At 68.5% G+C, this 12626-nt stretch carries 18 protein-coding genes and 1 pseudogene; 14 read left to right on the forward strand and 5 right to left on the reverse strand.

Going from position 1 to position 12626, the window contains the following annotated elements; all coding sequences use genetic code 11:
• Window positions 1-25 precede the first annotated feature (25 nt).
• Together B842_RS01890 and B842_RS01895 are read right to left on the reverse strand one after the other, a co-directional pair.
• On the reverse strand, window positions 26-1627 hold the full coding sequence (locus tag B842_RS01890) for a GTPase family protein (protein ID WP_040084862.1): 1602 nt from the start codon (window positions 1625-1627) through the stop codon (window positions 26-28).
• A complete protein-coding gene (locus B842_RS01895; RefSeq protein ID WP_040084864.1) occupies window positions 1627-3318 on the reverse strand; it encodes a dynamin family protein in 1692 nt (563 codons plus the stop codon). Before B842_RS01895 ends, B842_RS01890 begins: the two co-directional genes overlap by 1 nt.
• Before the next feature lie 81 nt (window positions 3319-3399).
• Here B842_RS01895 and B842_RS01900 point away from each other — a divergent pair, with 81 nt between their 5' ends.
• From B842_RS01900 to B842_RS01925, 6 genes are all read left to right on the forward strand, one after another.
• Entirely contained in the window at window positions 3400-3612 is a 213-nt protein-coding gene (locus B842_RS01900) for a hypothetical protein (RefSeq protein WP_040084865.1), read from the forward strand.
• A gap of 69 nt (window positions 3613-3681) precedes the next feature.
• Window positions 3682-3906: a hypothetical protein gene (locus B842_RS01905; protein ID WP_040084867.1), complete on the forward strand. Its 225-nt coding sequence runs from the start codon at window positions 3682-3684 to the stop codon at window positions 3904-3906.
• Window positions 3907-4107: 201 nt separating this feature from the next.
• The gene (gene rplN, locus B842_RS01910) at window positions 4108-4476 is read left to right on the forward strand and encodes a 50S ribosomal protein L14 (RefSeq protein WP_040084869.1); all 369 of its coding nucleotides are present in this window, start codon (window positions 4108-4110) and stop codon (window positions 4474-4476) included.
• On the forward strand, window positions 4477-4791 hold the full coding sequence (rplX, locus tag B842_RS01915) for a 50S ribosomal protein L24 (protein WP_040084870.1): 315 nt from the start codon (window positions 4477-4479) through the stop codon (window positions 4789-4791).
• Window positions 4792-4793: 2 nt separating this feature from the next.
• On the forward strand, window positions 4794-5348 hold the full coding sequence (gene rplE / locus B842_RS01920) for a 50S ribosomal protein L5 (protein ID WP_040084871.1): 555 nt from the start codon (window positions 4794-4796) through the stop codon (window positions 5346-5348).
• 73 nt (window positions 5349-5421) lie between these two features.
• The gene (locus B842_RS01925) at window positions 5422-6240 is read left to right on the forward strand and encodes a formate/nitrite transporter family protein (RefSeq protein WP_245631335.1); all 819 of its coding nucleotides are present in this window, start codon (window positions 5422-5424) and stop codon (window positions 6238-6240) included.
• Here B842_RS01925 and B842_RS13055 read toward each other — a convergent pair.
• Together B842_RS13055 and B842_RS14125 are read right to left on the reverse strand one after the other, a co-directional pair.
• On the reverse strand, window positions 6237-6536 hold the full coding sequence (locus B842_RS13055; RefSeq protein WP_052437678.1) for an ATP-grasp domain-containing protein: 300 nt from the start codon (window positions 6534-6536) through the stop codon (window positions 6237-6239). The genes B842_RS01925 and B842_RS13055 overlap by 4 nt on opposite strands.
• A gap of 367 nt (window positions 6537-6903) precedes the next feature.
• A pseudogene (locus tag B842_RS14125) lies at window positions 6904-7161 on the reverse strand (NAD-dependent epimerase/dehydratase family protein); the annotation flags it as partial.
• A 542-nt stretch (window positions 7162-7703) separates the two neighbouring features.
• Between B842_RS14125 and rpsH the strand changes: the two are divergent.
• From rpsH to rplO, 6 genes are read left to right on the forward strand one after another with little or no spacing between them, the layout of a single operon-like run.
• Window positions 7704-8102 carry a 30S ribosomal protein S8 gene (gene rpsH / locus B842_RS01935; RefSeq protein ID WP_040084872.1) on the forward strand — a complete coding sequence of 133 codons (399 nt, stop codon included), beginning with the start codon at window positions 7704-7706 and terminating at the stop codon, window positions 8100-8102.
• Window positions 8103-8119: 17 nt separating this feature from the next.
• The gene (gene rplF / locus B842_RS01940; RefSeq protein WP_040084873.1) at window positions 8120-8656 is read left to right on the forward strand and encodes a 50S ribosomal protein L6; all 537 of its coding nucleotides are present in this window, start codon (window positions 8120-8122) and stop codon (window positions 8654-8656) included.
• A gap of 3 nt (window positions 8657-8659) precedes the next feature.
• Window positions 8660-9058: a 50S ribosomal protein L18 gene (rplR, locus tag B842_RS01945; RefSeq protein WP_040084875.1), complete on the forward strand. Its 399-nt coding sequence runs from the start codon at window positions 8660-8662 to the stop codon at window positions 9056-9058.
• A 40-nt stretch (window positions 9059-9098) separates the two neighbouring features.
• Complete coding sequence (rpsE, locus tag B842_RS01950; RefSeq protein ID WP_040084876.1) at window positions 9099-9740, forward strand: 30S ribosomal protein S5; 642 nt, start codon at window positions 9099-9101, stop codon at window positions 9738-9740.
• Window positions 9741-9743: 3 nt separating this feature from the next.
• Window positions 9744-9929 carry a 50S ribosomal protein L30 gene (rpmD, locus tag B842_RS01955; protein WP_040084878.1) on the forward strand — a complete coding sequence of 62 codons (186 nt, stop codon included), beginning with the start codon at window positions 9744-9746 and terminating at the stop codon, window positions 9927-9929.
• 5 nt (window positions 9930-9934) lie between these two features.
• Window positions 9935-10384, forward strand: a complete 450-nt coding sequence (gene rplO / locus B842_RS01960; RefSeq protein ID WP_040084879.1) for a 50S ribosomal protein L15 — start codon at window positions 9935-9937, stop codon at window positions 10382-10384.
• A gap of 74 nt (window positions 10385-10458) precedes the next feature.
• Here the strand turns inward: rplO and B842_RS01965 are convergent, their stop codons facing one another.
• Window positions 10459-10758: a hypothetical protein gene (locus B842_RS01965; RefSeq protein ID WP_040084880.1), complete on the reverse strand. Its 300-nt coding sequence runs from the start codon at window positions 10756-10758 to the stop codon at window positions 10459-10461.
• Window positions 10759-10821: 63 nt separating this feature from the next.
• Between B842_RS01965 and B842_RS01970 the strand changes: the two genes are divergently transcribed.
• Both B842_RS01970 and B842_RS01975 read left to right on the forward strand, forming a co-directional pair.
• Window positions 10822-11286, forward strand: coding sequence for a MarR family winged helix-turn-helix transcriptional regulator (locus B842_RS01970; protein WP_040084881.1), 465 nt, complete (start codon window positions 10822-10824; stop codon window positions 11284-11286).
• Window positions 11287-11305: 19 nt separating this feature from the next.
• Window positions 11306-12589 carry a hypothetical protein gene (locus B842_RS01975; protein WP_040084883.1) on the forward strand — a complete coding sequence of 428 codons (1284 nt, stop codon included), beginning with the start codon at window positions 11306-11308 and terminating at the stop codon, window positions 12587-12589.
• The last annotated feature ends 37 nt before the right edge of the window (window positions 12590-12626 follow it).

Raw genomic sequence — 12626 nt, forward strand, 5'->3', positions numbered from 1 at the left:
TCCGGGGTGGGCCTGCGCCCCGCTCCTAGTTCCCGGCGTTCCCGGCCGCCCGCCGGATGGCGTCCAGGAACTCGAGGTAGCGGGCGCGCACCGCGAGGAGCGGTTCGACGACCTTCTCCTGGGAGATGGACGCCACCTCCCTGCGCAGGGCGCGCCGGGTCCGGTGTTTCACGCCGGAGCCGATCGCCAGGCCGAAAACCCCGGTGAACATGCCCAGCACGATGCCGAGCAGCAACCCGCCGACGATGAGCAGCGTCGGGATCGGCCAGCCCTCGATGTCGGGGATGATCTCGTCCATGAAGGGGTAGAGCACCCCGGGCAGGAAGGCGGCGAGCAGGTACCAGCCGATGCCCACCAGCGCGGCGACGAGCGCCAGCCACTGGACCACGGTGAACAGCCCCCAGGCCCGCGAGGGCTGGGCGGGCAGCTTCGTGCGTGCCGCGGCGCGGTCGAGGTCCTCGGGCAGCGAGTCGACGATCTGCTCCGTCTGGTCCACCACCGCCGACGCCCAGCGGTCCGGCAGTCCGGCGGACACCGCCTGGGCGTAACCACGTACACCCCGGTTGGCCACAGCCCGGCCGGAGGCGTCGAGCTGCGGGATCGAGGAACGGTGTACGCCGGTCTCGTCGGCGTCCTCCCGCAGACCCAGCCGCTTGAGGGGGTCGGCGCGCAGCCGCAGCAGCCAGGAGGTGAGCAGCCAGCCCGTCTTCTGTCCGAGCCGTTTGCGGTACGCCGCGGCGGTCGCGGCGGCGAGGCGGTCCGCGCCGGCGGCCTCCGCGAGATGGTCGTCGAGGCGCCGCTTGTCCGTCGCGGTGGGTTCCTTCAACGACTGCCTGCCGACGAACGGGGCCGTCACCGTCCGCAGGTCCGCCTCGATGCGGGCCTGCTGTGCGGAGTGTGCGGAGGCGACCTTCGCGATCGCCTTCCGCAGGTCGTCGATGCCGGAACCGTCCCGGGCGGAGGTGCGGATGACGCTGACCTTCTTCAGACCGTCGTCGACGAGCAGCTGCTCCAGGGAGGCGGAGACGCGGCGGGCATCCTCCGCGGTGAGGCGGTCGGACTTGTTGAGCACCGCGAGGGTGACCGAGCTGTGCGAGGCGTGCGGGCGGATGAAGTGGTCGTGGATGATCGAGTCGGCGTACTTTTCCGGGTCGGTCACCCACACCAGCACGTCGACCTGGCCGGCCAGGCGGGTGGCGATGGCCCGGTGCTCCGGCTCCACCGAGTCGAAGTCCGGCAGGTCCAGCAGGATCACGGGGCCCGCGCCGGGCGCGAAGTCGCCGGTGCGGTTGCGGCGGTCCTCGACCTGCAGCCAGTCCAGCAGCTCTTCGGAACCCGCGGGGTCCCACACCGCCGCCAGCGGGGAGGAGGTGGTGGGACGGCGGGCGGCGGTCTTGCCCAGGTCCTCGCCCACCACCGCGTTGAACAGGGAGGTCTTGCCGGAGCCGGTGGCGCCGAAGAAGCCGACGACGGTGTGCTCGCCGGACAGTGCGCGTCGTTCCGCGGCGGCGTCCGCCACCCGGGCCAGGGCGGCGTGCTCGGCGGGGGAGACGAGGCCCTCGCCCAGGTCGGTGGCCTCCCGCAGGGCCTCCAGGCGTTCGGTGAGGCTCAGTTTCTTCCGGAACATCAGGCTTCTCCCGTCTGGGTGCGGACATCGCGTTCGGCGGAGGCGGCGGCGTCGAGAAGCTCCCCGGCGGAGGTGCCGGCGGTGAGCTCGTCGGTGATGTCCCAGTAGCGGGCACGCTCGGCGTCGAGCAGCGCGGTGGTGCGCTCGTCGAGGTCCTCGCGGGCGCGGGCGGCCATGCGGCGCACCGCCTCCTCACCGAACACCGTCTCCAGGAGTTTCTGGCCGACGACCGCGGAACCACCGGCGATGGCGATCTCGCCGCCGGTGAGCCCGGCGGTGGAGGCGAAGACGATGAGCATCAGCGCCACGGTGACCACGTTGAGGCCCAGGGACATGATGCGGGCCTTCATGCGCTTGTCGCCGGCGGTGGACTGGATCGTCTCGACGAGCCCGGCCTGCCAGTCACGGACCAGCCGCGCGGCGATCTCGTCGATGCCCGGGCTGGCGTGGGCCAGACCCGGGTGGGCGGCGGCGCGCAGCTCCGGGGCGACGGAGCCGAGGTGGGACCAGCTGCGGGTGGCGGCGGTCTCGGCGGCGTCGACGATGACGGCGTGGAGGCCGGCCTCGATCTCCGTCTCCACCTCCCGCACCGGGGCGGGACGGCCGGTGAAGAAGCTGCCGATCGCGTCCAGCGCCGCCGAGTACCAGCGCTCGATGGTGCGGAAGGCGTCCGAGGTGCCCACGAAGTCCTGCCAGCGCTGCAGCACCTCCTGCCGCAGCAGGTTGCCGTCGGAGGTCGCGTCGATGACGTGACGACGCGCGGAGGCGTAGGTCTCGTCGAGGGCGTCGCCGAGCATCCCGGCGAACTCCTCCTGCCGCTGCCGGGTGTCCGCCAGCGCCTCCACCCGCTTGTTCACGCTGCCCAGGGCGCCGAGCACCGTCTTCGCGGCCATGGTGCGGCGGGCCGCGGCGTCCGCGGCGAGGTGGTCGAGGTGGGTGCGCAGGGGATTGACCAGGGCGGCGGGCAGCAGATCCTCCACCTGGCCGGCGTCCGGCACCGTGAACATGGTGGCGTCGCCGAGGCCCGCCTCCGTCATCATGCGGCGCAGATCATCGGGCACGGTGGCCAGCGCGTCCTCGTCCACGCGGTTGAGCACCACGATGACCTCGATGTCCCGCCCGGCGGCGTCGTGCAGGAAGTTCCACACCAGCTGGTCGGCGTAGCGCGAGGGCGTGGTCACGAACACCCACAGGTCGGCCGCGGCCAGCAGCTGGGAGGCGAGGGCGCGGTTACGGTCGTCGATGGAGTCGAAGTCGGGGGCGTCGAGAAGCGCCAGCCCGGGGCTGATCGACTCGGTGCTCACCAGGCGCAGCGACGTCGCCGAGGGGTTCGCGCCGGGTTCGCCCTGTTCCCGGGCCAGGCCCGGGAGGACCCGGGTGGAGTGGAACCAGGCGGAGTCGGAGGGGTGGCTCACCAGCACCGGCTGCCGGGTGGTGGGGCGGATGACTCCCGAGGTGGACACCTGCCTGCCGACGAGGGCGTTGACCAGCGTCGACTTGCCGGATCCGGTGGAGCCACCGACCACCGCCAGCAGCGGGGCGTCGATGTGGGCCAGGCGGGGCAGGATGTAGTCGTCGATCTGGGCGACGACGGCGCGGGCCTCCGCCTCTGCTGTCGGGTTGGTGGAGAACTCCGTGGCGGCCACCGCGTCACGCAGCCTGCCGACGGACTCCAGGGTTGTTTCGGTCACAGTCACATTCTTTCAGAATTCACTCAGGTTGGCCCGAACTCCCGCCACCCGGACCGCGCGGTTCTGTGCTTGACTGGGGCCATGTTCCGCAGCCTGCGCAATACCGTCACCGGCCTCGTCGCCCTCGACGGACTGGCGGTGACGGCCGCCTGCGGACTCCTGCCCGATGCCGGCCCCGCCGTGGAGAGGATGCAGCACAACGCCGCTGAACAGGGGCTGGACGGGGAGGTCCGCTTCCTGGCCCGTTCCATCGGCGGACTGGGGACCGCCCCGCACGTCACGGTCTCGGGGTAGCGGGCCACGCCGGAGGATCTGGAGAGACTGCTCGAGCTTCTCCGGCAGAGCGAGCAGGTGGCCCGCGACATGAGGACGGAGCGGCTGGGTGTGAGCGTGAGGATGACGGTGGAGGACGGCCACGCCGACCTGCTGCCGACGCTCGCCGGGCGACTGCGTTCCCTGGACCGGGGGACGTGGGCCTTCGCGCGGGTCGACGGCATGACGCTGAAGACCGTCGTCGGGGGAGCCTGGGAGCACCCCGCGGAGAGCCCGGAGGAGGAGGCGTGGCGGGCGATCCTCGAGAAGCGGTGATTTGGATTCCCACCTGCCCCTATGGTTGAATATCCGGGTTGACCGTGCTGGTCGGCGACGTGTGCTTTTCCGGACGCGACGCCGAGACCCTTCGACCCTGAACAGGGGTTCGTCGATAAGCGCGGAAAACTGCAAGACATAGACCAGGTGCGTTCAGGCCGGAAATCTGACGCACGTCAATCCAGGTCAAGGAGACCCATCGTGATCCAGCAGGAATCGCGTCTCAAGGTCGCCGACAACACCGGTGCACGTGAAATTCTGTGCATCCGCGTGCTCGGCGGTTCCGGTCGACGCTTTGCTGGCATTGGCGACGTCATCGTCGCCACTGTCAAGGAGGCCGCCCCGGGCGGCAACGTGAAGGCCGGCGAGATCGTCAAGGCCGTCATCGTCCGCGCCAAGAAGGAGACCCGTCGCACCGACGGCTCCTACATCCGCTTTGATGAGAACGCTGCCGTCATCATCAAGCCCGACAACGAGCCCCGTGGTACCCGTATCTTCGGCCCTGTCGCCCGCGAGCTGCGCGACAAGAAGTTCATGAAGATCGTGTCCCTGGCTCCGGAGGTGATCTAGTTGAAGATTCACAAGGGCGATATGGTCCTCGTCATCTCTGGCCCCGACAAGGGTGCCAAGGGCAAGGTCATCCAGGCGTTCCCGCAGACCGAGAAGGTTCTCGTCGAGGGCGTCAACCGCATCAAGAAGCACGTCGCCGACTCCTCCCAGGAGCGTGGCGCACAGTCCGGCGGCATCGTCACCCAGGAGGCCCCGATCCACGTCTCCAACGTGATGGTCCTGGACTCCGACGGCAACCCGACCCGCGTCGGCTACCGCTTCGACGAGAACGGCAAGAAGGTCCGTGTCTCGCGTCGTAACGGGAAGGACATCTAGGCATGAGCGAGAACTACACCCCCCGTCTGAAGACCCGTTACCGTGAGGAGATCCGCACCAAGCTCGGTGAGGAGTTCTCCTACGACAACGTCATGCAGATCCCGGGCGTCGAGAAGGTCGTCGTCAACATGGGCGTCGGCGAGGCTGCCCGTGACTCCAAGCTGATCAACGGCGCACTCGAGGACCTGACCCTCATCACCGGTCAGAAGCCGCAGCTGCGTCGCGCCAAGCAGTCCATCGCGAACTTCAAGCTCCGCGAGGGCATGCCGATCGGTGCCCGCGTCACCCTGCGTGGCGACCGTATGTGGGAGTTCCTCGACCGTCTGCTGACCGTCGCCCTCCCGCGTATCCGTGACTTCCGCGGTCTCTCCGACCAGCAGTTCGACGGCCACGGCAACTACACCTTCGGCCTCACCGAGCAGACCATGTTCTACGAGATCGACGTCGACAAGGTCGACCGCCCGCGTGGTATGGACATCACCGTCGTCACCACCGCGACCAACAACGACGAGGGTCGTGCTCTGCTCCGCGAGCTCGGCTTCCCGTTCAAGAAGTAACCACTTCTTCCCGACGCCCCCTTCCCCTCGTGGGAAGGGGGCGTTCGTCGTTGCCGGGGGAGGGGCTGGTTCAATGGCGGGTATGCAGCCGATCCACTCCAGCGCGACTGCCGCGATCACCGCGAAGGTCGCGCTTTTCGACGCCGACCTCCCCCGCTTCGCCGTCCGCTCCATCCTGGCGGGCGTCTACCTCACCCTCGGCACCGCTTTCGCGGTGGTGGCCGGCAACGCGGTCGAGGTCCTGGCCCCCGGGCTCGGGGGCGTCGTCTTCGCCCTGCTCTTCGGCCTGGGACTGTTCTCCATCGTGGTGCTGGACTCCGAGCTGGTGACGGGCAACATGATGTCCATGTCCTACGGGGTGGTCGCCCGCCTGGTGTCCGTGCCGAAGGCCCTGTGGCTGCTGGTGGTGTGCACCGTGTTCAACCTGGTCGGCGCCCTGCTGGTGGGGCTGGCGCTGGGGCAGGCGGCGAAGTTCTCGGGCCTGACACCGGACCACCTGCTGGGTGTCCTCACCGCGGGCAAGCTGGTGAAGGGGCCGGCGCTGGTGGAGGCGATCCTGGCGAACTTCGTGGTGAACATGGGCATCCTCGCGGCCCTGCGGACCCCGGACATCACCGCCAAGTTCTTCAGCATCGTGCCGCTCATCGCCATCTTCGTCGGGCTGGGGCTGGAGCACGTCGTGGCCAATTTCTCCCTGTTCAGTCTGGCGTTGTTCTCGGTGCCGTCCGTGCTGTCCGCCCCGGCGGTGGCCCTCAACTGGTCCGTCGTGTGGCTGGGCAACCTCATCGGCGGGGGACTGCTCATCGGAGGGGTCTACGCCTGGCTGGCGGGTGGGGAGGCGGACGCGGAGGCGCCGGTGAGGTCTCCCGCGACTCCGGGACGTCCGGGCTAACGGCAACCCAAGTCAGGGGAGAGCCCCGGCTCGAGGTCCGCGGTGAGGTCCTCCAGGAGGGCGTCGAGGATCTCCGGCGCCAGGGCGCTGTGCGCGCCGAAGCGGGCGTTGACCGAGAGGACCACGGGGCGTCCGTCGGCCAGGCAGCGGAGACTGACGTTGACGGGGCCCCGCAGCCCGAGCGCCCGGGCCGCCCCCAGGGCGATCCGGCCGACCTCCGGGTGCTCGTCCGCGGGGAGGCGCTGGACCTCGCGCCCACTGCCGTCCTCTCCGCCGAGCTTCTCGACGACGACCACTGTCGGCGGTTTGTCCCCTGGGGGGGGGGAGGTAGACCATCGGGGCGAACTCCTGCCCCGGTGCGAACTCCTGGAGGAGGACGTTCTCGCCGACGTCCGCCCACTCGGACTCCGCCATCAGGCCCGGGTGGATCTCCCGTACCCAGCGGGGACCGCGGCACTCCCGGGGCTGGATGACGGCGCGGTCACCGACCGCCTCCACCATGGTGGCCGGATCCTGGTGGAACTCCGGACGGGTGAAACGGGGGATGGGGACCCAGCTCTCCTCCAGGAGCAGCATGGTGCGGTACCTGTCGCAGGAGACCTCCACGTCAGCGGGCTCCGGGACCACGACCCGGGCCGGGTAGAAACGACACTCCCGGGCGGCCCGGGCCAGGGCCGGGAGCTCCTCCTGGACGGTGGGGATGATCACGTCGACGTCGTGGCGCCGGACGAGGTCGCTGAGGTTGTCGATCAGGTCCGGGTCGCTGGCCGCCGGCACCTGTTCGGCGGCGTGGAGGGCGGGGTGGTCGACGGGTTCCGTGTCGACCCCGATGATGCGGTGGTGGCTGTGGCGTGCCTCCGCGAACTGGGCGAGGAGGGCTTCACCGGCCGGGCCCTGGACACCAGTGATGAGGATGTTCATGGGACTACCTCCTTCGCTGTGTCGGTCGGGGCCCGGCAGCGGGCGTGCAACGCGGGCCCGGACCGGCAGGGGCTGGAGCCCCGTGGTTCCCGGGACGGTGGTCGGTGTAACGTCACTACAATTTTAGGACCATCGCCTGAGGCCGTCAATCAATTGTATAGAGGTATTATCACTCTGACCTGCAGTTTTGCCGGGGATAGCTTTGTGTCGGGGGGATTGCGGGAAGCGGTGGGGGTGCGCCGGGGTGTGCTGTGACGCCCGGACGAGGTGAGAATCCGGAGGGATTTTGGTATCCGGGGCGCGGACCTGTAGTCTTGACCGCTGGACTTGTGTTCCCGTGAGGGAACGCCGGCCAATCCAAGAACTGAACATCCCAACTTTGTTGCAGGCCCCCCGCCAATCTGTGGCGACCGGGTGAAAAGCGGCAGCGAGCGCCCCAGACTACTGAGTCTGCGGGAGCGTCAAGTGGCCCGACGGAACACCCTGTTAACGCCCCTCGGTGGGAGCGGAACCGTGACGAGAAAGGTATACGGTCACAACACATGACCATGACTGACCCCATTGCCGACATGCTGTCGCGCGTGCGCAACGCAAACCATGCGCACCACGACACCGTGTCGATGCCGTCCTCGAAGATCAAGGTGAACATCGCCGAGATCCTCAAGCAGGAGGGCTACATCGCCAACTACACCGTCGAGGACGCCAAGGTCGGCAAGACCCTGTCCCTCGAGCTGAAGTACGGCCCGTCCCGCGAGCGTTCCATCGCTGGTGTCCGCCGCGTCTCCAAGCCGGGTCTGCGCGTGTACGCCAAGTCCACCAACCTGCCGCAGGTCCTCGGTGGCCTGGGCGTGGCGATCATCTCCACGTCCCAGGGCCTCCTGACCGACCGCCAGGCTACCGAGAAGGGTGTGGGCGGAGAAGTTCTCGCCTACGTCTGGTAACAGGGAGGATTTGAACAATGTCGCGTATCGGTAAGAACCCGATCACCATCCCGTCCGGCGTCACCACCTCGGTGAACGGCCAGCTCGTCGAGGTCAAGGGCCCGAAGGGCACCCTGTCCTTCGAGGTCCCGGCCCCGATCACCGTCGCCGTCGAGGACAACGAGATCGTTGTCTCCCGTCCGGACGATCACCGCCAGAACCGCGCACTCCACGGTCTGTCCCGCTCCCTCGTCAACAACCTGGTTGTCGGCGTGACCGAGGGCTACACCATCAAGATGGAGATCTTCGGCGTCGGTTACCGTGTCCAGGCCAAGGGCAAGAACCTCGAGTTCTCCCTGGGCTACTCCCACCCGATCCTGATCGAGGCTCCGGAGGGCGTCACCTTCGCGGTCGACGGCACCACCAAGTTCTCCATCACGGGTATTGACAAGCAGCAGGTCGGACAGATCGCAGCCAACATCCGTCGTCTGCGGAAGGACGACCCCTACAAGGGCAAGGGCATCCGCTACGAGGGTGAGCAGGTCCGTCGCAAGGTCGGAAAGACGGGTAAGTAAGCAATGAGCACTGAGAACACCAAGCGCACCCCGGTCGGCAAGGACATCTCCACCCGCCGTCGCGAGGCTCGCGCACGTCGTCACTTCCGTATCCGCAAGACCCTGCGTGGCACCCCCGAGGCGCCGCGTCTGGTCGTGCACCGCAGCTCCCGCCACCTGCACGTCCAGGTCATCGACGACCTGGCCGGCCACACCCTGGTCGCCGCCTCCTCCATGGAGCCGGAGATCCGCTCCTTCGAGGGCGACAAGAAGGCCAAGGGCGCAGAGGTCGGCAAGCTCATCGCTGAGCGTGCCAAGGCCGCAGGCATCGAGCAGGTCGTCTTCGACCGTGCGGGCTACAAGTACCACGGCCGCATCGCCGCTCTGGCTGATGCCGCTCGTGAAGGTGGTCTGAAGTTCTAATGACCATCTCCATCAAGAACATCAACGGAAGGAATGCGTAATGCCGGGACGTGAACGGCGTGACGGCGGACGCTCCGCCGACAACACCAACGAGCGCAACGAGCGCCAGGGCCGCGGCGGCAACCGTCGCGACCGCGACGATCGTCGCAACCAGCAGCAGGACGAGCGCGACAAGTACATCGAGCGCGTCGTCACCATCAACCGTGTCTCCAAGGTCGTCAAGGGTGGTCGTCGCTTCAGCTTCACCGCTCTCGTGATCGTCGGCGACGGCCAGGGCATGGTCGGCGTCGGCTACGGCAAGGCCAAGGAAGTTCCCGCCGCCATCCAGAAGGGTGCAGAAGAGGCTCGCAAGAACTTCTTCCGCGTCCCGATGGTCGGTGGCACCATCACCCACCCGGTCCAGGGTGAGGCTGCAGCGGGCATCGTCATGCTCCGCCCGGCCGCCCCGGGTACCGGTGTCATCGCCGGTGGCGCAGCCCGCCCGGTGCTTGAGTGCGCCGGTGTCCAGGACATCCTCTCGAAGTCCCTGGGTTCCGACAACGCCATCAACGTCGTCCACGCCACCGTGGCCGGCCTGAAGCAGCTGGTCCGCCCCGAGGAGGTCGCCGCACGTCGCGGTAAGACCCTCGAGGAGGTCGCCCCGGCTCGTATGCTGCGCGCACGCGCAGGTCAGGAGGCGTAAACCATGGCACTGAAGATCACCCTCGACAAGGGTTACATCGGTGAGAAGCCGAAGACCCGTGCAAATCTGCAGGCCCTCGGCCTGCGGAAGATCCGCCAGTCCGTGATCAAGCAGGACAACGAGGCCGTCCGCGGTCAGATCCACGTTGTCCGCCACCTGGTCACGGTCGAAGAAGTGGCAGGGGAGTAGGAACCATGAGCGATATCATCAAGCTCCACGATCTGCGTCCCGCAAAGGGCGCCAACAAGCCCAAGCACCGCGTCGGTCGCGGTGAGGGTGGCAAGGGCGGCAAGACTGCCGGCCGCGGCACCAAGGGCACCAAGGCCCGCAACAAGGTTTCCGCAGCGTTCGAGGGTGGCCAGATGCCGCTCCAGATGCGTCTGCCGAAGCTCAAGGGCTTCAAGAACCCGAACAAGGTCACCTTCCAGGTCGTCAACGTCGTCGACCTCGAGAAGGCCTTCCCGAACGGTGGCGACGTCACCGTGGCCGACATCGTTGCAGCGGGCCTCGTGCGCCCGAAGCAGCCGGTGAAGGTCCTGGGCAACGGCGACCTCGGCGTCAAGCTGAACGTCACCGCGACCAAGTTCTCCAAGTCTGCCGTCGAGAAGATCGAGGCAGCCGGCGGAACCGTCACCGAGGCCTAAGACAGCTTCGCGACGCCACGTCGTCACAGCACCCCCGCACCGTCCACCGGTGCGGGGGTGCTGTCGTTGGCGGGTCAGTCGGTCACGGGTTGGGGGTGGGAGAAGCCGAAGATGGCGAAGCCGAGAAGCAGGACGAGGAAGGGGGCGGCGATGGCCACCAGCGCGACGATCCCCAGGATCCACCTGCGCTGTGCGAGGGCGACGAGGGTGGCGAAGATCAGCACCGGCACCAGGACGACGTAGTAGCTCGTGTACATGGTCTGACCCCACTCGTGCGGGACCGTCCAGATGACGTAGCTGAAGGCCCACTGCAGGGCCACGAGGGTCCAGGCGAGAGGGCCGAAGGAGGGGCGTCGGAATGCATCGAGTCGCATGAAAACAGTATGACATGTGGTACGGCCACGCGCCTGATATGTAACCAGTTGTACAATTGGGGCATGGACACCTCCGCCGACCACACCCGTGAGGCGCTCTTCGCCGGCGTCCTCCTCCTGGCCAACCGCATGCAGCGCGAGTACGACTCCCGGCTCGCGCCCCTCACCCTCAAGCAGTGGCTGGCGCTGGCGGTGGTGGACAACCTCCCGCAGCCCGTGCCCTCGGTGGGCGTCATCGCGCGGGCTCTGGGCACCACACACCAGAACACCAGCAAGCTCCTCAGGGCGCTGGAGGCCCGCGGACTGCTGGAGTCCGCCCCGTCGCCGGAGGACCAGCGCGCCCGCACGATCGCGGTGACCCCGGCGGCCCGGATGTCGCCGGAACAGGAGGAGTGGGGGCAGCGGATGCTCGACGAGCTGTACGCGGGCGTCGACAAGCAGGAGCTGGCCACCTGCCTGCACGTGCTGGAGCGCATGTCCCGCAACCTGTGCGGCGAGAGCCTGCTGCCGCCGAAAGGGGAGGGGTGACCGTGTCCGTCCTCGCCTGGTGCTCGCACTGCTGGCGTTCCTCGCCGCGCCGCTCAGTCTCGTGGCGGGTGCCGTCCTGCTGGTGCTCTCACTACTGTCCGCCGGCGGGCACCTGCGGCGGGGGACCGGACGCCGGGTCCTCGGGGTCGCTCTCGTGTGCGCGCTCGCGGCCGGCGGCCTGCTCGCCTTCGAGACCTGGGAACGGTACCGGCCCCCGGGGATGGCGGCAGTGGACACGGCCGCCTACGAGCGGCCCGGCACCGACCGTGACGTGTGGCTGCCGCTGACCGCCGCCCGCTACGAGGTCACGGCGCTGGCGCTGCTGGAACTGGAATCTGACGCCGATCCCGTCTACTCGGGCTTCGAGCCCCAGTTCATCGACCGCGGCGCGGAACGCGGCTACCGGGTCATCGGCTACCGCCACGACGGCTACGCCGACTTCTTCGACGACCTGACGCTGCGCCCCGACACCGGGCTGAGCAGCGGCGTCACCGGCAAGGGGCTGGGGGAGTACTCCCGGCAGGACCTCGGGGACCCGACGATCGAGGTCGACGGGCACGGCCGGGCGACCATCCGTTTCCGCCTGGTGGATCCCGCGGGCCGCCGGGTGAGCGTGGACATCCGCGAGGGCGTCACCGCACGCTCGGTGCCCCTCAACGTGCTCGCCCCGATCGGCATGTCCTCCACCGACCCGGAGGAGTTCCCGCTGTTCATGGTCAACGACCTCGAGTTCCTGCGTACCCGTCACCTGACGTCCGAGGTGCTTGTCGACGACACCCCGGTGGCACTGCTCGACTTCCCCGGGCCCGTCCCCCTGCAGGGGCAGGTGCGCAGCTGGGCCAAGTACACCCTCGACGCCGAGATCATGGAGATATTCCCCACCGACGGGGCAGAGATTACCCGGGTGCGCACCACCGGCGACCGCTACGAGGAGGACGGCACCCGCTACCTCTTCGCCGGCGACGCCCTCGAACGGATCCACCTCGTGGACACCGAGATCGTCTTCGACCCGCCACTGGACATCGCGGTGGCCGGGAAGGGCCGGGTCACCATGACCTCCTACCCCGATCGGGGTCACGTCGCCGGGGACTGGAGCGTCACCCGGACGGGGCAGCGCAGCGAGCTGCACATCGCCCTCGACGAGGTCCGGGTGCCCCGGCAGCGGGGGCTGATCTACCGGCTCATCGTCAACGACCGCTCCCTCTTCGCTGCCTGGCCCAGGGAGTACTCCTTCACTGCCCGCGTCGATCTTGGCACGGGGCAGCGGGAGGCGCAGTGGCGCAACGCGGATCCGCAGGGGTGAGCGGGGCGTCGGGAAGCGGGGGAGAGACAGACAGCCA

The sequence above is a fragment of the Corynebacterium humireducens NBRC 106098 = DSM 45392 genome, from assembly GCF_000819445.1.
In the GTDB taxonomy this organism is placed as follows: domain Bacteria; phylum Actinomycetota; class Actinomycetes; order Mycobacteriales; family Mycobacteriaceae; genus Corynebacterium; species Corynebacterium humireducens.